This window comes from Streptomyces sp. NPDC048644 (assembly GCF_043199105.1).
Lineage (GTDB): Bacteria > Actinomycetota > Actinomycetes > Streptomycetales > Streptomycetaceae > Streptomyces.
In genome coordinates this window covers 387,341-409,102 of record NZ_JBICVO010000005.1, presented here as the reverse complement: position 1 = coordinate 409,102, position 21,762 = coordinate 387,341, and the positions used below count along the sequence as shown (strand labels likewise).

General features: G+C 66.1%; 21 protein-coding genes. All 21 read left to right on the top strand.

The window, feature by feature from the left end; genetic code table 11:
* Window positions 1–98 precede the first annotated feature (98 nt).
* The 21 genes from ACGFNI_RS14300 (at window position 99) to rpsQ (ending at window position 21,647) form a co-directional block, all read left to right on the top strand.
* Entirely contained in the window at window positions 99–950 is an 852-nt protein-coding gene (locus tag ACGFNI_RS14300; protein WP_393683627.1) for a hypothetical protein, read from the top strand.
* A gap of 293 nt (window positions 951–1,243) precedes the next feature.
* The gene (gene rplJ / locus ACGFNI_RS14295) at window positions 1,244–1,795 is read left to right on the top strand and encodes a 50S ribosomal protein L10 (RefSeq protein WP_393683625.1); all 552 of its coding nucleotides are present in this window, start codon (window positions 1,244–1,246) and stop codon (window positions 1,793–1,795) included.
* A 108-nt stretch (window positions 1,796–1,903) separates the two neighbouring features.
* Entirely contained in the window at window positions 1,904–2,287 is a 384-nt protein-coding gene (rplL, locus tag ACGFNI_RS14290) for a 50S ribosomal protein L7/L12 (protein WP_227046477.1), read from the top strand.
* A gap of 627 nt (window positions 2,288–2,914) precedes the next feature.
* A complete protein-coding gene (gene rpoB / locus ACGFNI_RS14285) occupies window positions 2,915–6,400 on the top strand; it encodes a DNA-directed RNA polymerase subunit beta (RefSeq protein ID WP_393683623.1) in 3,486 nt (1,161 codons plus the stop codon).
* Window positions 6,401–6,497: 97 nt separating this feature from the next.
* Window positions 6,498–10,397 carry a DNA-directed RNA polymerase subunit beta' gene (locus ACGFNI_RS14280; protein WP_393683886.1) on the top strand — a complete coding sequence of 1,300 codons (3,900 nt, stop codon included), beginning with the start codon at window positions 6,498–6,500 and terminating at the stop codon, window positions 10,395–10,397.
* A gap of 236 nt (window positions 10,398–10,633) precedes the next feature.
* Entirely contained in the window at window positions 10,634–11,110 is a 477-nt protein-coding gene (locus ACGFNI_RS14275; RefSeq protein WP_393683884.1) for a DUF1707 and DUF4190 domain-containing protein, read from the top strand.
* Window positions 11,111–11,441: 331 nt separating this feature from the next.
* Window positions 11,442–11,813, top strand: a complete 372-nt coding sequence (rpsL, locus tag ACGFNI_RS14270; protein ID WP_003948652.1) for a 30S ribosomal protein S12 — start codon at window positions 11,442–11,444, stop codon at window positions 11,811–11,813.
* Window positions 11,814–11,815: 2 nt separating this feature from the next.
* Window positions 11,816–12,286, top strand: coding sequence for a 30S ribosomal protein S7 (rpsG, locus tag ACGFNI_RS14265; protein WP_004571813.1), 471 nt, complete (start codon window positions 11,816–11,818; stop codon window positions 12,284–12,286).
* Between the two features lie 39 nt (window positions 12,287–12,325).
* Complete coding sequence (gene fusA / locus ACGFNI_RS14260) at window positions 12,326–14,446, top strand: elongation factor G (RefSeq protein WP_393683621.1); 2,121 nt, start codon at window positions 12,326–12,328, stop codon at window positions 14,444–14,446.
* A 155-nt stretch (window positions 14,447–14,601) separates the two neighbouring features.
* Window positions 14,602–15,795: an elongation factor Tu gene (tuf, locus tag ACGFNI_RS14255; RefSeq protein ID WP_393683619.1), complete on the top strand. Its 1,194-nt coding sequence runs from the start codon at window positions 14,602–14,604 to the stop codon at window positions 15,793–15,795.
* Window positions 15,796–16,385: 590 nt separating this feature from the next.
* Window positions 16,386–16,694, top strand: coding sequence for a 30S ribosomal protein S10 (gene rpsJ / locus ACGFNI_RS14250; protein ID WP_003948644.1), 309 nt, complete (start codon window positions 16,386–16,388; stop codon window positions 16,692–16,694).
* A 14-nt stretch (window positions 16,695–16,708) separates the two neighbouring features.
* Window positions 16,709–17,353 (top strand): 50S ribosomal protein L3, encoded by a 645-nt coding sequence (rplC, locus tag ACGFNI_RS14245; protein ID WP_227046482.1) that lies wholly within the window; start codon window positions 16,709–16,711, stop codon window positions 17,351–17,353.
* Window positions 17,354–17,361: 8 nt separating this feature from the next.
* Window positions 17,362–18,012 (top strand): 50S ribosomal protein L4, encoded by a 651-nt coding sequence (rplD, locus tag ACGFNI_RS14240; protein ID WP_393683617.1) that lies wholly within the window; start codon window positions 17,362–17,364, stop codon window positions 18,010–18,012.
* Window positions 18,012–18,335 carry a 50S ribosomal protein L23 gene (gene rplW / locus ACGFNI_RS14235; protein WP_227046484.1) on the top strand — a complete coding sequence of 108 codons (324 nt, stop codon included), beginning with the start codon at window positions 18,012–18,014 and terminating at the stop codon, window positions 18,333–18,335. The genes rplD and rplW overlap by 1 nt, the downstream gene beginning before the upstream one ends.
* A 39-nt stretch (window positions 18,336–18,374) precedes the next feature.
* Window positions 18,375–19,211, top strand: coding sequence for a 50S ribosomal protein L2 (rplB, locus tag ACGFNI_RS14230; RefSeq protein WP_030283452.1), 837 nt, complete (start codon window positions 18,375–18,377; stop codon window positions 19,209–19,211).
* Window positions 19,212–19,223: 12 nt separating this feature from the next.
* Window positions 19,224–19,505 carry a 30S ribosomal protein S19 gene (rpsS, locus tag ACGFNI_RS14225; protein WP_052859621.1) on the top strand — a complete coding sequence of 94 codons (282 nt, stop codon included), beginning with the start codon at window positions 19,224–19,226 and terminating at the stop codon, window positions 19,503–19,505.
* Between the two features lie 43 nt (window positions 19,506–19,548).
* Window positions 19,549–19,896 (top strand): 50S ribosomal protein L22, encoded by a 348-nt coding sequence (gene rplV / locus ACGFNI_RS14220; RefSeq protein WP_030619142.1) that lies wholly within the window; start codon window positions 19,549–19,551, stop codon window positions 19,894–19,896.
* Window positions 19,896–20,717, top strand: a complete 822-nt coding sequence (gene rpsC, locus ACGFNI_RS14215; RefSeq protein ID WP_393683615.1) for a 30S ribosomal protein S3 — start codon at window positions 19,896–19,898, stop codon at window positions 20,715–20,717. The genes rplV and rpsC overlap by 1 nt, the downstream gene beginning before the upstream one ends.
* Window positions 20,718–20,722: 5 nt before the next feature.
* Window positions 20,723–21,142, top strand: a complete 420-nt coding sequence (gene rplP, locus ACGFNI_RS14210; RefSeq protein WP_004571829.1) for a 50S ribosomal protein L16 — start codon at window positions 20,723–20,725, stop codon at window positions 21,140–21,142.
* Window positions 21,142–21,366, top strand: coding sequence for a 50S ribosomal protein L29 (rpmC, locus tag ACGFNI_RS14205; protein WP_030074787.1), 225 nt, complete (start codon window positions 21,142–21,144; stop codon window positions 21,364–21,366). Before rplP ends, rpmC begins: the two co-directional genes overlap by 1 nt.
* A complete protein-coding gene (rpsQ, locus tag ACGFNI_RS14200) occupies window positions 21,366–21,647 on the top strand; it encodes a 30S ribosomal protein S17 (RefSeq protein ID WP_393683613.1) in 282 nt (93 codons plus the stop codon). The genes rpmC and rpsQ overlap by 1 nt, the downstream gene beginning before the upstream one ends.
* The last annotated feature ends 115 nt before the right edge of the window (window positions 21,648–21,762 follow it).

Below are 21,762 nucleotides of genomic sequence, written 5' to 3'. Positions count from 1 at the left end.
CTCCGCTCCGGAGGGCGGGGCCTGCTGCTTCCGCTGTCGGTGCCCTGCATTACAGTCCTCCCGAGGTCGTAAAAATGATCTAAAAAGGGGGAGCCTCAGTGCGCAGCACACGTATCACCGCCGTCGTGGCGGGGGCCGTCATGATGGCCGGTCTGACCGCCTGCAACGGCGGCAACGGCAGCGGCGGCACGAGCAGTGACGCGGCAGGGGAGAAGCAGTCCCCGCTGGACGTGGCACTGGCGTCTCTGAAGACGGCGGCCCGGCAGACCGACGGCAAGAAGTCCGCCAAGGTCGAGGGGACCGTCAAGAACGGCCCGTCGAACCAGACCATGAAGGGTGCCCTGGACTGGTCCCAGGGCATGCGGATGAACGTCGACATCACGCAGTCCGGCCAGAGCCCGATGGCGGGCAAGCCCGTGAAGGCGCTCTACACGCCGGACGCCATGTTCATGAACATGGGCGCCGCGGGCATGCCGGTGGCGGGCAAGAACTGGGTGAAGTACGACTACGACGCCCTGGCGAAGAAGATGGGTCCGACCGGCGCGCTGCTCAAGGACCAGATGCAGAACAACAACCCGACCCGGGCGATGGAGCTGATGATCGCCTCGGGCAAGGTCAAGGAAGTCGGCAAGGAGGACGTCCGCGGCGTCCAGGCGACCCACTTCACCGGCACGCTGTCGGTCCAAGAGCTGACCCGCATGCAGTCGAAGAACCTCAGCGAGGCCGACCTCAAGGCGCTGGAAGCGCAGATGGAGCAGGCCGGCAGCAAGGCCGAGACCATCGACCTGTGGATCAGCTCGGACAACCTGCTGGTCAAGAAGCGCGAGCGGATGGACAGTTCGGCCACGTCCTTCGACTCGACGGTCTTCTACTCGGACTACGGCACGAAGGTCACGGCCGAGGAGCCGCCGGCCGGCGAGACCGTCGACTTCGACAAGGTCTCCCAGTAGGGACGCATCGTGGGGGCGCTCCGGCGCCCCCGCTCGGCCGATTTGCCTGGGCACAGGCCGTTCGCGTACCGTACCGAAGAAGCCAAAGACCGCTGGTTGTCTCTGTGTGTCCTTCCCGGATACGCAGTGGCCGAAGGATCCGCTAGCTGCGGACGGCCTGCGCAGGTGTGAGTGGATGAACTCCCGGACGTTTTCCGTCCGGTCGAGTCACGCCCCGTGCGCCTGCGCCGGGGCGTTTGTTTTGCCCAGCCCCTTCTGCGCGGTCCTCATCACCCGGAAGGAGGCCGAGGCTCATGGCGAGGCCCGACAAGGTCGCAGCAGTTGAGGAGATCACGGACAAGTTCCGTAACTCCAACGCAGCTGTGGTGACCGCGTACACCGGACTGTCCGTTGCGCAGCTCAAGGAGCTGCGCCGTTCGCTCGGTGACAACGCTCAGTACCGTGTGGTGAAGAACACGCTGACCAAGATTGCGGCGAATGAGGCCGGAATCGCGCTGGACGAGCACCTCAAGGGCTCGACCGCAGTTGCCTTCGTGACCGGTGACCCGGTCACGGCGGCGAAGGGTCTTCGTGACTTCGCCAAGGAGAACCCCGCTCTCGTCATCCAGGGCGGTGTCCTTGATGGCAAGGCGCTGTCCGCCGACGAGATCAAGAAGCTTGCGGACCTCGAGTCCCGCGAGGTTCTGCTCGCCAAGCTGGCGGGTGGCATGAAGGCGTCCATGGCCAAGGCCGCGGCGACCTTCCAGGCCCCCCTCACGAAGTTCGTCCGCACCACGGACGCGCTTCGCAGCAAGGTGGAGCAGGGCGGTGCCGGTACGCCGGCTCCCGCCGAGGCTGCCGAGTAAGCACCTTCATGCCCCTCGCGGGGCGTGGCTCTCAGCAGTCCAGCGGGCCCGTACGCCCGCCAGACATGTTCATCCGGCACCAGCCGAATTAGTGGAAGGACCGCCACCATGGCGAAGCTCAGCCAGGAAGACCTGCTCGCGCAGTTCGAGGACATGACCCTTCTCGAGCTCTCCGCGTTCGTGAAGCTCTTCGAGGAGAAGTTCGACGTCGAGGCTGCCGCCCCGGTCGCCGTTGCCGCCGGTGTCCCCGGTGCCCCCGCCGCCGCCGAGGCCGAGGAGCAGGACGAGTTCGACGTCGTCCTCACCGGCGCCGGCGACAAGAAGATCCAGGTCATCAAGGTCGTGCGTGAGCTGACCTCCCTGGGCCTGAAGGAGGCCAAGGACCTCGTCGACGGCACCCCGAAGCCCGTCCTCGAGAAGGTCGACAAGGCCGCCGCGGACAAGGCCGCCGAGGCCCTCAAGGGCGCCGGCGCCTCCGTCGAGGTCAAGTGACCTCACTGAGTCTCCGACTCACGTCCTGAGCGCCTCCGGCGCCCCTGGACACAGCGAAGGGCGATCACCCAAGCGGGTGGTCGCCCTTCGGCGTGCTCGCCACGGCTGCGTTGCCCCGGCCCGGCGTGCGAGTATGGTGATCTTCGTTGCCCTGACGTGCCCCGTGTGACGATCTCGCAGGGGCGGGGGGCCTTGACGAACCGGACGCGGCGCGCAATTCTCGGGACGCAACGCAGAAGCGATCCAGGGTCCGAGGCATGGATCGCGGGCGAAGAGGGAAGCATCGGTGTGCGCCACTGGCGCAAGGGCTTTCGGCAGGCGCAGGGCATTGGACGCAGAGAAGAACAACGAGGGGTTCCTCCGGCTCGGGGGACGCCACCTCCCGGAGGGAGAAGATCGGTATCACGGTGCTGGACCGGTCTCCGGAAACTCGCTCTGGACATCAGTGTGCCAAGTGGCTACACTGACCCTTTGCGCTGCCTGTTAGCTGCTCCCTGCCCGTCACCAGGGGCATGCCCGAACCTGAGCATCACTGACTGAACCGCCCTGACCGGGGCTTTCCCTCAGTCTGTTCGATTCGGGACCGGTACGCGCGTAGTGAGTCCGAGCCCTCGGAAGGACCCCCTCTTGGCCGCCTCGCGCAACGCCTCGACTGCCAATACGAACAACGGCGACAGCACCGCCCCGCTGCGCATCTCTTTTGCGAAGATCAAGGAGCCCCTCGGGGTTCCGAACCTCCTTGCGCTGCAGACCGAAAGCTTCGACTGGCTGCTCGGCAATGCCGCATGGAAGGGTCGCGTCGAGGCTGCGCTGGAGAGTGGGCAGGAAGTCCCCACCAAGTCCGGTCTCGAAGAGATCTTTGAAGAGATCTCCCCGATCGAAGACTTCTCCGGGTCGATGTCGCTGACGTTCCGCGACCACCGCTTCGAGCCCCCGAAGAACTCCATCGACGAGTGCAAGGAGCGCGACTTCACGTACGCGGCTCCGCTCTTCGTCACCGCGGAGTTCACCAACAACGAGACCGGCGAGATCAAGTCCCAGACGGTCTTCATGGGCGACTTCCCGCTCATGACGAACAAGGGCACCTTCTGCATCAACGGCACCGAGCGTGTCGTCGTCTCGCAGCTGGTGCGCTCGCCGGGTGTCTACTTCGACAGCTCCATCGACAAGACGTCCGACAAGGACATCTTCTCGGCCAAGGTCATTCCGTCCCGGGGTGCCTGGCTGGAGCTGGAGATCGACAAGCGCGACATGGTCGGTGTGCGCATCGACCGCAAGCGTAAGCAGTCCGTCACCGTCCTGCTCAAGGCTCTCGGTTGGACGACCGAGCAGATCCTGGAGGAGTTCGGCGAGTACGAGTCCATGCGCGCCACCCTGGAGAAGGACCACACCCAGGGCCAGGACGACGCGCTGCTCGACATCTACCGCAAGCTGCGTCCGGGCGAGCCGCCGACCCGTGAGGCCGCGCAGACGCTGCTGGAGAACCTTTACTTCAACCCCAAGCGTTACGACCTCGCCAAGGTCGGCCGCTACAAGGTCAACAAGAAGCTGGGCGGCGACGAGCCGCTGGACGCCGGTGTGCTGACCACCGATGACGTCATCGCCACGATCAAGTACCTGGTCAAGCTGCACGCCGGCGAGACCGAGACGATCGGCGAGTCCGGTCGTTCGATCGTGGTCGAGACCGACGACATCGACCACTTCGGCAACCGTCGTCTGCGCAACGTCGGCGAGCTCATCCAGAACCAGGTCCGTACGGGCCTGGCGCGTATGGAGCGCGTCGTGCGTGAGCGCATGACCACCCAGGACGTCGAGGCGATCACGCCGCAGACGCTGATCAACATCCGGCCGGTCGTCGCCTCCATCAAGGAGTTCTTCGGCACCAGCCAGCTGTCCCAGTTCATGGACCAGACCAACCCGCTGTCGGGTCTGACCCACAAGCGCCGTCTGTCGGCGCTTGGCCCGGGTGGTCTCTCCCGTGAGCGGGCCGGCCTGGACGTCCGTGACGTGCACCCCTCGCACTACGGCCGCATGTGCCCGATTGAGACCCCTGAAGGTCCCAACATCGGTCTGATCGGCTCGCTGGCCTCCTACGGCCGGGTCAACGTCTTCGGCTTCATCGAGACGCCCTACCGCAAGGTCGTCGACGGCCAGGTCACCGAGGAGGTGGACTACCTCACCGCCGATGAGGAGGACCGCTTCCTGATCGCGCAGGCCAACGCCAAGCTCACCGAGGACATGCGCTTCGCCGAGCAGCGTGTGCTGGTCCGTCAGCGTGGCGGCGAGGTCGACCTGATCCCCGCCGAGGACGTCGACTTCATGGACGTCTCGCCGCGCCAGATGGTGTCGGCCGCGACCGCCATGATTCCGTTCCTCGAGCACGACGACGCCAACCGCGCGCTCATGGGATCGAACATGATGCGCCAGGCGGTTCCGCTGATCAAGGCGGAGTCCCCGCTGGTCGGCACCGGCATGGAGTACCGCTGCGCGGTCGACGCCGGTGACGTCATCAAGGCGGAGAAGGACGGTGTGGTCCAGGAGGTTTCCGCGGACTACATCACCGTCGCCAACGACGACGGCACGTACACCACGTACCGCGTCGCCAAGTTCACCCGCTCCAACCAGGGCACCTCCTTCAACCAGAAGGTCGTCGTGGACGAGGGCGCGCGGGTCATCGAGGGCCAGGTCCTCGCCGACGGTCCGTCCACGGACGAAGGCGAGATGGCGCTCGGCAAGAACCTGCTCGTGGCGTTCATGCCGTGGGAGGGTCACAACTACGAGGACGCGATCATCCTGTCGCAGCGCCTCGTGCAGGACGACGTCCTCTCCTCGATCCACATCGAGGAGCACGAGGTCGACGCCCGTGACACCAAGCTCGGCCCGGAGGAGATCACCCGGGACATCCCGAACGTCTCCGAAGAGGTCCTGTCCGACCTCGACGAGCGCGGCATCATCCGTATCGGTGCCGAGGTCGTCGCCGGCGACATCCTCGTCGGCAAGGTCACGCCCAAGGGCGAGACCGAGCTGACCCCCGAGGAGCGCCTGCTCCGCGCGATCTTCGGTGAGAAGGCGCGCGAGGTGCGCGACACCTCGCTGAAGGTGCCGCACGGTGAGATCGGCAAGGTCATCGGCGTCCGCGTCTTCGACCGCGAAGAGGGCGACGAGCTGCCCCCGGGTGTGAACCAGCTGGTTCGCGTCTACGTCGCGCAGAAGCGCAAGATCACCGACGGTGACAAGCTCGCCGGCCGTCACGGCAACAAGGGCGTCATCTCGAAGATCCTGCCGGTCGAGGACATGCCGTTCCTGGAGGACGGCACCCCGGTCGACATCATCCTCAACCCGCTGGGTGTCCCGTCCCGAATGAACCCGGGCCAGGTCCTGGAGATCCACCTCGGCTGGCTCGCCAGCCAGGGCTGGAAGGTCGAGGGCGTCGAGGAGGAGTGGAAGCAGCGTCTGCACGCCATTGCGGCGGACGAGGTCGCTCCCGGCTCCAACGTCGCCACCCCGGTGTTCGACGGTGCGCGCGAGGACGAGATCTCCGGTCTCTTCGAGTCCACGATCCCGAACCGCGACGGCGAGCGCATGGTCAAGGGTTCCGGCAAGGCGCGGCTGTTCGACGGCCGCTCCGGTGAGCCGTTCCCGGACCCGATCTCGATCGGGTACATGTACATCCTCAAGCTGCACCACCTGGTCGACGACAAGCTGCACGCGCGCTCGACCGGTCCGTACTCGATGATCACCCAGCAGCCGCTGGGTGGTAAGGCCCAGTTCGGTGGCCAGCGCTTCGGTGAGATGGAGGTGTGGGCGCTGGAGGCATACGGCGCCGCGTACGCACTCCAGGAGCTGCTCACGATCAAGTCCGACGACGTCACCGGCCGCGTGAAGGTCTACGAGGCCATCGTCAAGGGCGAGAACATCCCCGAGCCCGGCATTCCCGAGTCCTTCAAGGTGCTCATCAAGGAAATGCAGTCGCTCTGCCTCAACGTGGAGGTGCTGTCATCGGACGGCATGTCCATCGAGATGCGCGACACCGACGAGGACGTCTTCCGTGCAGCGGAAGAGCTCGGTATCGACCTGTCCCGGCGCGAGCCGAGCAGCGTCGAAGAGGTCTGACGGGTCTGGCCGGGGCTCCCACTCAGAGCCCCGGCCGTCCCCGGACCCCCCGTCAGACCATGATTGAGACTCGACCCTGAAAGAGGGATTGACGACAGTGCTCGACGTCAACTTCTTCGACGAGCTGCGGATCGGCCTCGCCACCGCTGACGACATCCGTCAGTGGTCCCACGGTGAGGTCAAGAAGCCGGAGACCATCAACTACCGCACCCTCAAGCCCGAAAAGGACGGACTCTTCTGCGAGAAGATCTTCGGTCCGACCCGGGACTGGGAGTGCTACTGCGGTAAGTACAAGCGCGTCCGCTTCAAGGGCATCATCTGCGAGCGCTGCGGCGTCGAGGTCACTCGCGCCAAGGTGCGCCGTGAGCGGATGGGCCACATCGAGCTGGCCGCTCCCGTCACCCACATCTGGTACTTCAAGGGCGTGCCGAGCCGTCTCGGCTACCTGCTGGACCTCGCGCCCAAGGACCTCGAAAAGGTCATCTACTTCGCCGCCTACATGATCACGTGGGTGGACGAGGAGCGCCGTACGCGCGACCTGCCCTCGCTGGAGGCGCACGTCTCCGTCGAGCGTCAGCAGATCGAGCAGCGCCGCGACTCCGACCTGGAGGCCCGCGCCAAGAAGCTCGAGACCGACCTGGCCGAGCTGGAGGCCGAGGGCGCCAAGGCCGACGTGCGCCGCAAGGTGCGCGAGGGCGCCGAGCGTGAGATGAAGCAGCTGCGCGACCGCGCGCAGCGCGAGATCGACCGCCTCGACGAGGTCTGGAACCGCTTCAAGAACCTCAAGGTCCAGGACCTGGAGGGCGACGAGCTGCTCTACCGCGAGCTGCGTGACCGCTTCGGCACGTACTTCGACGGTGCGATGGGCGCCGCCTCGCTGCAGAAGCGCCTGGAGACCTTCGACCTGGACGAGGAGGCCGAGCGCCTCCGCGAGATCATCCGGACCGGCAAGGGCCAGAAGAAGACCCGTGCGCTCAAGCGCCTCAAGGTCGTCTCCGCCTTCCTGCAGACCCGCAACAGCCCCAAGGGCATGGTGCTGGACTGCATCCCGGTGATCCCGCCGGACCTGCGTCCGATGGTGCAGCTGGACGGTGGCCGCTTCGCGACCTCCGACCTGAACGACCTGTACCGCCGTGTGATCAACCGCAACAACCGCCTGAAGCGGCTTCTCGACCTCGGTGCGCCCGAGATCATCGTGAACAACGAGAAGCGCATGCTCCAGGAGGCCGTGGACGCCCTCTTCGACAACGGTCGTCGCGGTCGCCCGGTCACCGGTCCCGGTAACCGTCCGCTGAAGTCCCTGAGCGACATGCTCAAGGGCAAGCAGGGCCGTTTCCGTCAGAACCTGCTCGGTAAGCGAGTCGACTACTCGGCGCGTTCCGTCATCGTCGTCGGCCCGCAGCTGAAGCTGCACCAGTGCGGTCTGCCCAAGGCCATGGCGCTGGAGCTCTTCAAGCCGTTCGTGATGAAGCGCCTGGTCGACCTGAACCACGCGCAGAACATCAAGTCGGCCAAGCGCATGGTCGAGCGTGGCCGCACCGTCGTGTACGACGTCCTCGAAGAGGTCATCGCCGAGCACCCGGTGCTGCTGAACCGTGCGCCCACCCTGCACCGCCTCGGCATCCAGGCCTTCGAGCCGCAGCTGGTCGAGGGCAAGGCCATTCAGATCCACCCGCTCGTCTGCACCGCGTTCAACGCGGACTTCGACGGTGACCAGATGGCCGTCCACCTCCCGCTGTCCGCGGAGGCGCAGGCCGAGGCCCGCATCCTGATGCTGTCCTCGAACAACATCCTCAAGCCGGCCGACGGCCGTCCGGTCACCATGCCGACCCAGGACATGGTGCTGGGCCTGTTCTTCCTCACCACCGACGAGGAAGAGCGCAAGGTCATCGGCGAGGGCCGGGCGTTCGGCTCGGTCGCCGAGGCGATCATGGCGTTCGACGCCAAGGAGCTGTCGCTCCAGGCGAAGGTCGACATCCGCTTCCCGATCGGCACCGTCCCGCCCCGTGGCTGGACCCCGCCGGCTCCGGAAGAGGGCGAGCCCGAGTGGCAGCAGGGTGACAGCTTCCGCCTGCGGACGACCCTGGGCCGCGCGCTCTTCAACGAGCTGCTGCCCGAGGACTACCCGTTCGTCGACTACTCGGTGGGCAAGAAGCAGCTCTCCGCGATCGTCAACGACCTGGCCGAGCGCTACCCCAAGGTCATCGTGGCGGCGACGCTCGACAACCTGAAGGCGGCCGGCTTCCACTGGGCGACCCGTTCCGGCGTCACCGTCGCCGTCTCGGACATCGTCGTCCCGGAGGCCAAGAAGGGCATCGTCGCGGGCTACGAAGCCCAGGACGAGAAGGTCCAGAAGCAGTACGAGCGCGGTCTGATCACCAAGGACGAGCGCACGCAGGAGCTCATCAACATCTGGACCAAGGCGACCAACGAGGTTGCCGAGGCGATGAATGAGAACTTCCCCAAGACGAACCCCATCTTCATGATGGTTGACTCGGGTGCCCGAGGAAACATGATGCAGATGCGTCAGATCGCCGGTATGCGTGGTCTGGTGTCGAACGCGAAGAACGAGACCATTCCGCGACCCATTAAGGCGTCGTTCCGTGAGGGTCTCTCCGTGCTGGAGTACTTCATCTCCACCCACGGTGCCCGTAAGGGTCTCGCGGACACCGCCCTGCGTACCGCCGACTCGGGTTACCTGACCCGTCGTCTGGTGGACGTCTCGCAGGACGTGATCATCCGCGAGGAGGACTGCGGCACCGAGCGCGGCCTCAAGCTGAAGATCGCGACCCGCGGCGCCGACGGCAGCCTGCGCAAGACGGACGACGTGGAGTCGAGCGTCTACGCCCGCATGCTGGCCGAGGACGTCGTCGTCGACGGCAAGGTCATCGCCTCCGCGAACGTCGACCTCGGTGACGTGCTCATCGACCAGCTGGTCGCGCACGGCGTCGAGGAGGTCAAGACCCGCTCGGTCCTGACCTGTGAGTCCGCGGTCGGCACCTGTGCCTTCTGCTACGGCCGTTCGCTGGCCACCGGCAAGCTGGTCGACATCGGTGAGGCGGTCGGCATCATCGCCGCCCAGTCCATCGGTGAGCCCGGCACCCAGCTGACGATGCGTACCTTCCACACCGGTGGTGTGGCGGGTGACGACATCACCCTGGGTCTGCCGCGTGTCGTCGAGCTCTTCGAGGCCCGTACGCCCAAGGGTGTCGCGCCGATCTCGGAGGCGGCCGGCCGCGTCCGCATCGAGGAGACCGAGAAGACCAAGAAGGTTGTCGTCACCCCCGACGACGGCAGCGACGAGACCGCCTACGGCGTCTCGAAGCGCGCCCGTCTGCTGGTGGGCGAGGGCGACCACGTCCAGGTCGGCCAGCCGCTCACGCTGGGTGCCATCAACCCGCACGACGTGCTGCGGATCCTCGGCCAGCGTGCCGTTCAGGTCCACCTCGTCGGCGAGGTCCAGAAGGTCTACAACAGCCAGGGCGTGGCGATCCACGACAAGCACATCGAGATCATCATCCGGCAGATGCTGCGCCGCGTGACGATCATCGAGTCCGGCGACGCGGAGCTGCTGCCGGGCGAGCTGGTGGAGCGCACGAAGTTCGAGGGCGAGAACCGTCGCGTCGTGGCGGAAGGCGGCCACCCGGCCTCCGGCCGTCCGCAGCTGATGGGTATCACCAAGGCTTCGCTGGCCACCGAGTCCTGGCTGTCGGCGGCGTCCTTCCAGGAGACGACCAGGGTCCTGACCGACGCGGCGATCAACGCCAAGTCGGACTCCCTGATCGGCCTCAAGGAGAACGTCATCATCGGTAAGCTCATCCCGGCCGGTACGGGTCTGTCCCGCTACCGCAACATCCGGGTCGAGCCCACCGAAGAGGCCAAGGCCGCGATGTACTCGGCCGTCGGTTACGACGACATCGACTACTCGCCCTTCGGCACCGGCTCCGGCCAGGCGGTCCCGCTGGAGGACTACGACTACGGTCCTTACAACCAGTAGGACGGCCATCCGGCCGCGCGCCGGATACGTGCTCAACCGCAGGGCGGTCACCCGATCGGGTGACCGCCCTGCGGCGTTGTGCAAACGTCGCGTCGCGGCCCCGGGGAACTTGTCCTCCCATTGCTGCGTCTGTGATGAGAAGATGGGGAGAACTGTCGAGCGGGGGAGGAGCGCGCATGGCATTCCAGCCTTGGCAGGGTGGGCAGCCTGCTCAGCCGCTCAATCAGGTGCCGGCGATGCGTGCCTCGCATGCGGACCGTGAGCGTGCGGTCGACGTGCTGAAGGCGGGATTCGCCGAGGGCAGGCTCGCGCAGGGGGAGTACGAGCAGCGCATCACGCGGGCGTATCAGGCGCAGACGCACGCCGAGTTGCAGATGCTGGTCGCGGATCTTCCGCAGGGGCCGGTGCCGCAGGCGCAGTTCACGCCGCGGCCGGTGCCGGCGGCTTTCCTGCCGATGCAGATGCCGATGCCGGTCCACACGAACAGCTCCGCCACCGGCGCGCTGGTGTGCGGGATCATGACGCCGGTGACCTGGGGGCTGACCGCCATCCCTGCCGTCATCCTGGGGCACAAGGCGCGCGCCGAGATCCGCAGGAGCGGTGAGCGCGGGGACGGGCAGGCGCTGACGGGTCTGGTGCTTGGCTGGCTGGGGATCGGCGGCTGGGCGCTGTTCTTCCTGGTGTTCTTCGTCGCGGTGGCTTCCGGCAGGTGACCGTCGGCCGCGGGGCCGGCCGGCGTACGGCTTCGGCGTCGCGGGGCTCACGGTGACCGGCTTCTGACCGGTTGTGCCCGGCGTGTCGGCCCCGAGGCATTTGTTTTGACCGGAGTCGGTGAGGTAGGTACGCTCAGACCTTGTGCCTGGGGTGTGCCCTGGCTGCCATGCGTGTCTTCAGCCGCATGGCGAGCCGTTTTCGGCCACGCCGCAATCTGCGCCTTTTCCGCCTCGCAGCGGGAGCATGCAGTTTCGACACACCCGACCTCGTGGGTCGGCGTGCGTTTCAGGTTAGCTTTACCGTGATTGGCACACAGAAACCGGAGAAGTAGTGCCTACGATCCAGCAGCTGGTCCGGAAGGGCCGGCAGGACAAGGTCGAGAAGAACAAGACGCCCGCACTGGAGGGTTCGCCCCAGCGCCGCGGCGTCTGCACGCGTGTTTTCACGACCACCCCGAAGAAGCCGAACTCGGCCCTGCGTAAGGTCGCGCGTGTGCGTCTGACCAGCGGGATCGAGGTCACCGCTTACATTCCGGGTGAGGGCCACAACCTGCAGGAGCACTCGATCGTGCTCGTGCGTGGCGGCCGTGTGAAGGACCTGCCGGGTGTTCGGTACAAGATCATCCGCGGCTCCCTCGACACGCAGGGCGTCAAGAACCGCAAGCAGGCTCGCAGCCGCTACGGCGCCAAGAAGGAGAAGTAAGAATGCCTCGTAAGGGCCCCGCCCCGAAGCGCCCGGTCATCATCGACCCGGTCTACGGCTCTCCTCTGGTGACCTCCCTCATCAACAAGGTTCTGCTGAACGGAAAGCGCTCCACCGCCGAGCGCATCGTTTACGGCGCCATGGAGGGTCTGCGCGAGAAGACCGGTAACGACCCGGTCATCACGCTCAAGCGCGCGCTCGAGAACATCAAGCCGACCCTTGAGGTCAAGTCCCGCCGTGTCGGTGGCGCGACCTACCAGGTCCCGGTCGAGGTCAAGCCCGGCCGTGCCGCCACCCTCTCGCTCCGCTGGCTCGTGGGCTACTCCCGCGCCCGTCGCGAGAAGACCATGACCGAGCGCCTCATGAACGAACTGCTCGACGCCTCCAACGGCCTCGGCGCTTCGGTCAAGAAGCGCGAGGACACGCACAAGATGGCCGAGTCCAACAAGGCCTTCGCGCACTACCGCTGGTAGTCGCAACCCACATCGAGACCGAGAGAAGATTGAGCCGATATGGCCACCACTTCGCTTGACCTGGCCAAGGTCCGCAACATCGGGATCATGGCCCACATCGACGCGGGCAAGACGACCACCACCGAGCGGATCCTGTTCTACACCGGTGTCTCTTACAAGATCGGTGAAGTCCACGACGGCGCTGCCACGATGGACTGGATGGAGCAGGAGCAGGAGCGCGGCATCACGATCACGTCTGCCGCGACGACCTGCCACTGGCCGCTGAACGACGTCGACCACACCATCAACATCATCGACACGCCGGGCCACGTCGACTTCACCGTCGAGGTGGAGCGTTCGCTGCGCGTCCTCGACGGTGCAGTGACGGTGTTCGACGGCGTTGCCGGTGTTGAGCCCCAGTCCGAGACCGTTTGGCGTCAGGCGGACCGCTACGGCGTGCCGCGCATCTGCTTCGTCAACAAGCTCGACCGTACCGGCGCCGAGTTCCACCGCTGCGTCGACATGATCACGGACCGCCTGGGCGCGGTGCCGATCGTGATGCAGCTGCCGATCGGTACCGAGGCGGACTTCCAGGGCGTCGTCGACCTCGTCACCATGAAGGCCCTCGTGTGGTCCGCCGAGGCGGCCAAGGGCGAGATGTACGACACCGTCGACATCCCGGCCACGCACACCGAGGCAGCCGAGGAATGGCGCGGCAAGCTCCTCGAAGCCGTCGCGGAGAACGACGAAGACATGATGGAGCTGTACCTGGAGGGCCAGGAGCCCACCGTGGAGCAGCTCTACGCCGCGATTCGTCGGATCACGATCGCTTCGGGCAAGGCGGAGAACACCACCGTCACCCCGGTGTTCTGCGGTACCGCGTTCAAGAACAAGGGCGTGCAGCCCCTGCTCGACGCGGTCGTGCGCTACCTCCCGTCGCCGCTGGACGTCGAGGCCATCGAGGGCCACGCGGTCAACGACGCCGAGCAGGTCGTCACCCGTAAGCCTTCCGAGGACGAGCCGCTGGCCGCCCTCGCCTTCAAGATCGCGAGCGACCCGCACCTGGGCAAGCTCACGTTCATCCGGGTGTACTCGGGCCGCCTTGAGGCCGGCTCGCAGGTGCAGAACTCGGTGAAGGGCAAGAAGGAGCGCATCGGCAAGATCTACCGGATGCACGCGAACAAGCGTGAGGAGATCGAGTCGGTGGGTGCCGGTGACATCGTCGCCGTCATGGGTCTCAAGCAGACCACCACCGGTGAGACCCTCTGCGACGCGGGCAGCCCGGTGATCCTGGAGTCGATGGAGTTCCCCGCTCCGGTCATCCAGGTCGCCATTGAGCCCAAGTCCAAGGGCGACCAGGAGAAGCTGGGTGTCGCCATCCAGCGCCTCGCGGAAGAGGACCCGTCGTTCCAGGTCCACACCGACGAGGAGACCGGCCAGACCATCATCGCGGGTATGGGCGAGCTGCACCTCGACGTGCTGGTCGACCGTATGAAGCGCGAGTTCCGGGTCGAGGCCAACGTCGGTAAGCCGCAGGTGGCCTACCGTGAGACGCTGCGCAAGCCGGTCGAGCGCCTGGACTACACGCACAAGAAGCAGACCGGTGGTTCCGGTCAGTTCGCGAAGGTCCAGATCGCGATCGCGCCGCTCGAGGGCGACGGGTACGAGTTCGAGAACAAGGTCACCGGTGGCCGTATCCCGCGGGAGTACATCCCGTCCGTGGACGCGGGCTGCCAGGAGGCCATGGAGTTCGGTGTTCTCGCCGGCTACCCGCTGACCGGCGTCCGGGTCACCCTGCTCGACGGTGCCTTCCACGAGGTCGACTCGTCCGAGATGGCCTTCAAGATCGCCGGTTCGATGGCCTTCAAGGAGGCCGCCCGCAAGGCCAGCCCGGCCCTGCTGGAGCCGATGATGAAGGTCGAGGTGACGACGCCCGAGGACTACATGGGTGACGTCATCGGCGACATCAACTCGCGCCGCGGTCAGATCCAGTCCATGGAGGACCGCAGCGGCGCCAAGCTCGTCACGGGCCTGGTCCCGCTGTCGGAGATGTTCGGCTACGTCGGAGACCTCCGCAGCAAGACGTCGGGTCGCGCAAGCTACTCGATGCAGTTCGACTCCTACGCCGAGGTTCCCCGGAACGTCGCCGAGGAGATCATCGCGAAGGCCAAGGGCGAGTAGCTCCGTCTCCCGATAGTCGGAACACGCTTTAGGCTTGACACCGTCTGCCGGGGCAATCCCCGCAATCCGTGAGGAATGTCCCGGCAGCCGGCATCCCAGCAAAGATCACCTGGCGCCGATGAGTAAGGCGTACAGAACCACTTCAGGAGGAACCAGTGGCGAAGGCGAAGTTCGAGCGGACTAAGCCGCACGTCAACATCGGCACCATCGGTCACATCGACCACGGTAAGACGACCCTCACGGCCGCCATTACCAAGGTGCTGCACGACGAGTACCCGGACCTGAACGAGGCTTCGGCCTTTGACCAGATCGACAAGGCTCCCGAGGAGCGCCAGCGCGGTATCACGATTTCGATCGCGCACGTCGAGTACCAGACGGAGAACCGTCACTACGCCCACGTCGACTGCCCCGGTCACGCGGACTACATCAAGAACATGATCACGGGTGCGGCGCAGATGGACGGCGCCATCCTCGTGGTTGCCGCCACCGACGGCCCGATGCCGCAGACCAAGGAGCACGTGCTCCTGGCCCGCCAGGTCGGCGTTCCCTACATCGTTGTCGCCCTGAACAAGGCCGACATGGTGGACGACGAGGAGATCCTGGAGCTCGTCGAGCTCGAGGTCCGTGAGCTCCTCTCCGAGTACGAGTTCCCGGGCGACGACGTTCCGGTCGTCAAGGTCTCGGCGCTCAAGGCGCTCGAGGGCGACGCCGAGTGGGGCAAGTCCGTTGTCGACCTGATGAAGGCCGTCGACGAGGCGATCCCGGCTCCCGACCGTGACGTCGACAAGCCGTTCCTGATGCCGATCGAGGACGTCTTCACGATCACCGGCCGTGGCACCGTTGTCACCGGTCGTATCGAGCGTGGTGTCCTCAAGGTCAACGAGACCGTCGACATCATCGGCATCAAGCAGGACAAGACCACCACCACGGTGACCGGCATCGAGATGTTCCGGAAGCTGCTGGACGAGGGTCAGGCCGGTGAGAACGTCGGTCTGCTGCTTCGCGGCATCAAGCGCGAGGACGTCGAGCGCGGCCAGGTCATCATCAAGCCGGGTTCGGTCACGCCGCACACCTCCTTCGAGGCCCAGGCGTACATCCTGTCGAAGGACGAGGGTGGCCGTCACACCCCCTTCTTCAACAACTACCGCCCGCAGTTCTACTTCCGTACGACTGACGTGACCGGCGTCGTGACCCTCCCCGAGGGCACCGAGATGGTCATGCCGGGCGACAACACCGAGATGTCGGTCGAGCTGATCCAGCCGGTCGCCATGGAGGAGGGCCTGAAGTTCGCCATCCGTGAGGGTGGCCGGACCGTCGGCGCCGGCCAGGTCACCAAGATCAACAAGTAATTCCGTTGATCGGGGTAACCCGGTAGCTCCCCGGAGCATTCGAGCCTCGGCTCATGGAAGCGCCCGTACGACTTCGGTCGTGCGGGCGCTTTCCGCTGCCCCGGGACGGGGGTCCGCGGGGGCAGGGGCGCCCTGCGGACGCGGGGGTGCACGTACGGCGGGGACTGCCCGCGGCGGCCGGAAAGAGTGGGCAAACCGCCCTTTCGCGCGAGCCGCAGGGTTGGACGCCGGTGTCGTGGGGTACCCTCCCCGGCTTCAGTTGGCCAGCCATGGTGCTGGTATGGCACACTGTCCAGGTTGCTCGGTTGAGTGCCGATGCTGCGCGCCTCCCGCCGGGAGGACCGGAAGCGAGTCCCAGGTATTCGTCGTCCCTTCTCAGGGGCGGAAGTACGGGAATCTTCCGGGAAGTGTCAGCGGGGTGCCTCAGCCAGGCACTCGGTGGGTGTTCTGCCCCCACTTCTCCTTCTCAGGGGTTTCCCTTACGGAAATTTCCGGGAAGGAGCGCGACACGCCCGACCGCGTGGGTCGGAGGCGGGACGCGAACGCACCGAGTCCCAGAGCGTTACGAGAGACAGGACTACGAAGTAGCCATGGCGGGACAGAAGATCCGCATCCGGCTCAAGGCCTACGACCACGAGGTCATCGACAGCTCGGCGAAGAAGATCGTCGAGACGGTGACGCGAACTGGTGCGTCGGTCGCGGGCCCGGTGCCGCTGCCCACTGAGAAGAACGTGTACTGCGTCATCAAGTCGCCGCACAAGTACAAGGACTCGCGCGAGCACTTCGAGATGCGCACGCACAAGCGCCTGATCGACATCCTCGACCCGACGCCCAAGACCGTTGACTCGCTGATGCGCCTGGACCTTCCGGCCGGCGTTGACATCGAGATCAAGCTCTGAGAGGCGCGGAAGAGATGGCTAAGCAGATCAAGGGCATCCTGGGCGAGAAGCTCGGCATGACCCAGGTCTGGGACGACAACAACCGTGTCGTTCCGGTGACCGTGGTGAAGGCCGGCCCCTGTGTCGTTACCCAGGTGCGCACCAATGACCAGGACGGCTACGACTCCGTCCAGATCGCCTTCGGCGAGATCGACCCGCGCAAGGTGAACAAGCCCCTCAAGGGCCACTTCGCGAAGGCCGACGTCACCCCCCGCCGCCACCTCGTCGAGGTCCGTACCGCCGATGCCGGCGAGTACACCCTCGGCCAGGAGCTGACTGCCGAGACCTTCGAGTCCGGCATCAAGGTGGACGTGACCGGCAAGAGCAAGGGCAAGGGCTTCGCCGGCGTCATGAAGCGTCACGGCTTCCACGGCGGCAAGGCTTCCCACGGTGCCCACCGTGTGCACCGCAAGCCGGGCTCCATCGGTGGCTGCGCCACCCCGGGCCGCGTGTTCAAGGGCATGCGGATGGCCGGTCGTATGGGCAACGAGCGGGTCACCACCCAGAACCTGACCGTCCATGCCGTTGACGCGGAGAAGGGTCTGCTGCTCATCAAGGGCGCAGTTCCTGGTCCGAACGGCGGCCTCGTCCTGGTCCGTACCGCGGCCAAGGGGGCCTGAGGTAACCGATGAGCACCATTGACATCCTTTCGCCGGCAGGCGACAAGGCCGGGACCGTCGAACTCCCCTCGGAGATCTTCGACGCCAAGGTCAGCGTTCCGCTGATCCACCAGGTCGTTGTCGCACAGCTGGCCGCGGCCCGTCAGGGCACGCACAAGACCAAGACTCGCGGCGAGGTCCGCGGCGGTGGCAAGAAGCCGTACCGCCAGAAGGGCACCGGCCGCGCGCGCCAGGGTTCGACCCGTGCGCCGCAGTTCGCCGGCGGTGGCGTCGTCCACGGCCCCGTGCCGCGTGACTACTCGCAGCGGACGCCCAAGAAGATGAAGGTTGCCGCCCTGCGCGGTGCCCTCACCGACCGGGCCCGCAACAGCCGCATCCACGTCGTGTCCGGCGTGGCCGATGGCGAGATCTCGACGAAGGCCGCGAAGAGCCTGCTCGGCAAGGTCAGCGAGCGCAAGAACGTGCTCCTGGTCATCGAGCGCTCGGACGAGACTTCGCTGCTCTCCGCCCGCAACCTGCCCCAGGTTCACATCCTGGAGCCGGGCCAGCTGAACACGTACGACGTGCTCGTCTCGGACGACGTGGTCTTCACCAAGGCCGCTTTCGAGTCCTTCGTGTCTGGCCCCAAGGCCGTTGAGACCGAAGGGAGCGACGCCTGATGAGTGAGGCCGTCGTCACCAGCAAGACCTTCTCGGACCCGCGCGACATTCTCGTCAAGCCGGTTGTCTCGGAGAAGAGCTACGCGCTGCTGGACGAGAACAAGTACACGTTCATCGTCGCGCCCGGCAGCAACAAGACCCAGATCAAGCAGGCCGTCGAGGCGGTCTTCTCGGTCAAGGTCACCGGGGTCAACACGATCAACCGGCAGGGCAAGCGCAAGCGCACCCGTACCGGTTTCGGCAAGCGCGCTGACACCAAGCGCGCCATCGTGACCCTCGCCGAGGGCGACCGTATCGACATCTTCGGCGGCCCGACCTCCTGACGGAGGTCGAGTCGTCCGGAATCGGACGAGGACTGAGAAATGGGTATCCGCAAGTACAAGCCGACGACCCCGGGCCGTCGTGGCTCCAGCGTCGCCGACTTTGTCGAGATCACGCGGTCCACGCCGGAGAAGTCGCTGGTCCGCCCGCTGCACAGCAAGGGCGGCCGTAACAACGCCGGTCGTGTGACCGTTCGCCACCAGGGCGGTGGCCACAAGCGCGCCTACCGAGTGATCGACTTCCGTCGTCACGACAAGGACGGCGTGCCGGCCAAGGTCGCGCACATCGAGTACGACCCCAACCGCACCGCGCGCATCGCGCTGCTGCACTACGCAGACGGCGAGAAGCGCTACATCATCGCGCCCCGTGGCCTGTCGCAGGGTGACCGGATTGAGAACGGCCCCGGTGCCGACATCAAGCCCGGCAACAACCTGCCGCTGCGCCACATCCCCGTGGGTACGACGATCCACGCGATCGAGCTGCGTCCGGGCGGCGGTGCGAAGTTCGCCCGCTCGGCCGGTGCCTCCGTGCAGCTGCTGGCGAGGGAGGGCTCGATGGCCCACCTTCGTATGCCGTCCGGTGAGATCCGCCTGGTCGACGTCCGCTGCCGCGCCACTGTCGGCGAGGTCGGCAACGCCGAGCAGTCGAACATCAACTGGGGCAAGGCCGGCCGTATGCGCTGGAAGGGCGTTCGCCCGACCGTGCGCGGTGTCGTGATGAACCCCGTCGACCACCCCCACGGTGGTGGTGAAGGCAAGACTTCCGGTGGTCGCCACCCGGTCTCGCCCTGGGGTCAGAAGGAGGGTCGTACTCGCTCGCCGAAGAAGGCCAGCAACAAGTACATCGTCCGCCGCCGCAAGACGAACAAGAAGCGCTAGGAGCGGGTTTAGATGCCGCGCAGTCTCAAGAAGGGGCCCTTCGTCGACGGACACCTCACCAAGAAGGTGGATGTCCAGAACGAAGCCGGCACCAAGAACGTCATCAAGACCTGGTCCCGCCGCTCCATGATCGTCCCGGCCATGCTCGGCCACACGATCGCGGTGCACGACGGCCGCAAGCACGTCCCGGTGTTCGTCACCGAGTCGATGGTCGGCCACAAGCTCGGCGAGTTTGCGCCGACCCGCACCTTCCGCGGCCACGAGAAGGACGACCGCAAGTCGCGGCGTCGTTGATCGGCGGAGTGCGAAGACTATGACTGACACCGAAGGGACAACCATGGAAGCCAGGGCCCAGGCGCGGTACATCCGCGTCACGCCCATGAAGGCCCGCCGCGTGGTGGACCTTATCCGTGGCATGGATGCCACGGAGGCTCAGGCGGTCCTGCGTTTCGCCCCGCAGGCCGCGAGCGTGCCGGTTGGCAAGGTGCTGGACAGCGCCATTGCCAACGCCGCGCACAACTACGACCACACCGACGCCGACAGCCTCGTCATCTCCGAGGCGTACGTCGACGAGGGCCCGACCCTGAAGCGGTTCCGGCCGCGCGCCCAGGGCCGTGCCTACCGGATCCGCAAGCGGACCAGCCACATCACCGTGGTCGTCAGCAGCAAGGAAGGAACCCGGTAATGGGCCAGAAGGTTAACCCGCACGGGTTCCGGCTCGGCATCACCACCGACTTCAAGTCGCGTTGGTACGCCGACAAGCTGTACAAGGACTACGTCAAGGAAGACGTCGCCATTCGTCGCATGATGACGAAGGGCATGGAGCGCGCCGGCATCTCCAAGGTGGAGATCGAGCGCACCCGTGAGCGCGTCCGCGTTGACATCCACACCGCTCGTCCGGGCATCGTCATCGGCCGCCGTGGCGCCGAGGCCGACCGCATCCGTGGCGAACTGGAGAAGCTGACCGGCAAGCAGGTCCAGCTGAACATCCTCGAGGTCAAGAACCCCGAGACCGATGCTCAGCTCGTGGCCCAGGCCGTCGCCGAGCAGCTGTCCTCCCGCGTCTCCTTCCGTCGCGCCATGCGTAAGAGCATGCAGTCGACGATGAAGGCCGGCGCCAAGGGCATCAAGATCCAGTGTGGTGGCCGTCTCGGCGGCGCCGAGATGTCCCGCTCGGAGTTCTACCGCGAGGGCCGTGTGCCCCTGCACACGCTCCGTGCGAACGTCGACTACGGCTTCTTCGAGGCCAAGACCACCTTCGGCCGGATCGGTGTGAAGGTCTGGATCTACAAGGGCGACGTCAAGAACATCGCCGAGGTTCGTGCGGAGAACGCTGCCGCCCGTGCGGGCAACCGCCCGGCGCGTGGTGGCGGCAACGACCGCCCGCGCCGCGGTGGCGAGCGTGGCGGCCGAGGCCGCAAGCCGCAGCAGAACGCCGCTGCCGAGGCCCCCAAGGCCGAGGCCGCTGCCGCTGCTCCGGCGGAGACCCCCGGAACGGAGGCCTGACCGACATGCTGATCCCTCGCAGGGTCAAGCACCGCAAGCAGCACCACCCGAAGCGCAATGGCATGGCCAAGGGTGGCACCGAGCTGGCCTTCGGTGAGTACGGCATCCAGGCCGTCACCCCGGCTTACGTGACGAACCGTCAGATCGAGTCCGCTCGTATCGCGATGACCCGTCACATCAAGCGTGGCGGCAAGGTCTGGATCAACATTTACCCGGACCGCCCGCTCACGAAGAAGCCGGCCGAAACCCGCATGGGTTCCGGTAAGGGTTCTCCGGAGTGGTGGGTCGCGAACGTCAAGCCCGGTCGGGTGATGTTCGAGCTGTCCTTCCCGAACGAAAAGGTTGCCAAGGAGGCGCTGACCCGCGCCGCCCACAAGCTTCCGATGAAGTGCCGCATCGTGCGGCGCGAGGCAGGTGAGTCGTGATGGCGGCCGGTATCAAGGCGACCGAGCTGCGCGAGCTGAATGACGAGGACCTCGTCGGCAAGCTTCGTGAGGCCAAGGAGGAGCTGTTCAACCTCCGCTTCCAGGCGGCGACCGGACAGCTTGAGAACCACGGTCGGCTCAAGTCCGTCCGTAAGGACATCGCCCGGATCTACACCCTGATGCGTGAGCGCGAGCTGGGCATCGAGACGGTGGAGAGCGCCTGATGAGCGAGAAGAATGTGACTGAGACGAACGACCGCGGATTCCGCAAGACCCGTGAGGGTCTCGTCGTCAGCGACAAGATGGACAAGACCGTCGTCGTCGCTGTCGAGGACCGTGTCAAGCACGCGCTGTACGGCAAGGTCATCCGCCGTACCAACAAGCTCAAGGCGCACGACGAGCAGAACTCCGCCGGCGTCGGCGACCGCGTCCTCCTCATGGAGACCCGGCCGCTGTCCGCCTCGAAGCGCTGGCGCATCGTCGAGATCCTCGAGAAGGCCAAGTAGGGATTTCCCGTAAGGGAATTCCGAGAGAAACCGCCTGTGGGGGTTACCCCTCAGGTCAGTTCCGCCAGGCTCGGCAGGGACTTCGGCTGAAGTCCCTGCCGGGAACCGGCAGACG

What these genes read in the sequence shown, in the direction of transcription:
- rplJ (WP_393683625.1), top strand. Translation starts at nt 1,244, where the DNA reads ATGGCGAGGCCCGACAAGGTCGCAGCAGTTGAGGAGATCACGGACAAG.
- rplL (WP_227046477.1), top strand. Translation starts at nt 1,904, where the DNA reads ATGGCGAAGCTCAGCCAGGAAGACCTGCTCGCGCAGTTCGAGGACATG.
- ACGFNI_RS14275 (WP_393683884.1), top strand. Translation starts at nt 10,634, where the DNA reads ATGCGTGCCTCGCATGCGGACCGTGAGCGTGCGGTCGACGTGCTGAAG.
- rpsG (WP_004571813.1), top strand. Translation starts at nt 11,816, where the DNA reads ATGCCTCGTAAGGGCCCCGCCCCGAAGCGCCCGGTCATCATCGACCCG.
- fusA (WP_393683621.1), top strand. Translation starts at nt 12,326, where the DNA reads ATGGCCACCACTTCGCTTGACCTGGCCAAGGTCCGCAACATCGGGATC.
- rpsJ (WP_003948644.1), top strand. Translation starts at nt 16,386, where the DNA reads ATGGCGGGACAGAAGATCCGCATCCGGCTCAAGGCCTACGACCACGAG.
- rplC (WP_227046482.1), top strand. Translation starts at nt 16,709, where the DNA reads ATGGCTAAGCAGATCAAGGGCATCCTGGGCGAGAAGCTCGGCATGACC.
- rplD (WP_393683617.1), top strand. Translation starts at nt 17,362, where the DNA reads ATGAGCACCATTGACATCCTTTCGCCGGCAGGCGACAAGGCCGGGACC.
- rplW (WP_227046484.1), top strand. Translation starts at nt 18,012, where the DNA reads ATGAGTGAGGCCGTCGTCACCAGCAAGACCTTCTCGGACCCGCGCGAC.
- rplB (WP_030283452.1), top strand. Translation starts at nt 18,375, where the DNA reads ATGGGTATCCGCAAGTACAAGCCGACGACCCCGGGCCGTCGTGGCTCC.
- rpsS (WP_052859621.1), top strand. Translation starts at nt 19,224, where the DNA reads ATGCCGCGCAGTCTCAAGAAGGGGCCCTTCGTCGACGGACACCTCACC.
- rplV (WP_030619142.1), top strand. Translation starts at nt 19,549, where the DNA reads ATGGAAGCCAGGGCCCAGGCGCGGTACATCCGCGTCACGCCCATGAAG.
- rpsC (WP_393683615.1), top strand. Translation starts at nt 19,896, where the DNA reads ATGGGCCAGAAGGTTAACCCGCACGGGTTCCGGCTCGGCATCACCACC.
- rplP (WP_004571829.1), top strand. Translation starts at nt 20,723, where the DNA reads ATGCTGATCCCTCGCAGGGTCAAGCACCGCAAGCAGCACCACCCGAAG.
- rpmC (WP_030074787.1), top strand. Translation starts at nt 21,142, where the DNA reads ATGGCGGCCGGTATCAAGGCGACCGAGCTGCGCGAGCTGAATGACGAG.
- rpsQ (WP_393683613.1), top strand. Translation starts at nt 21,366, where the DNA reads ATGAGCGAGAAGAATGTGACTGAGACGAACGACCGCGGATTCCGCAAG.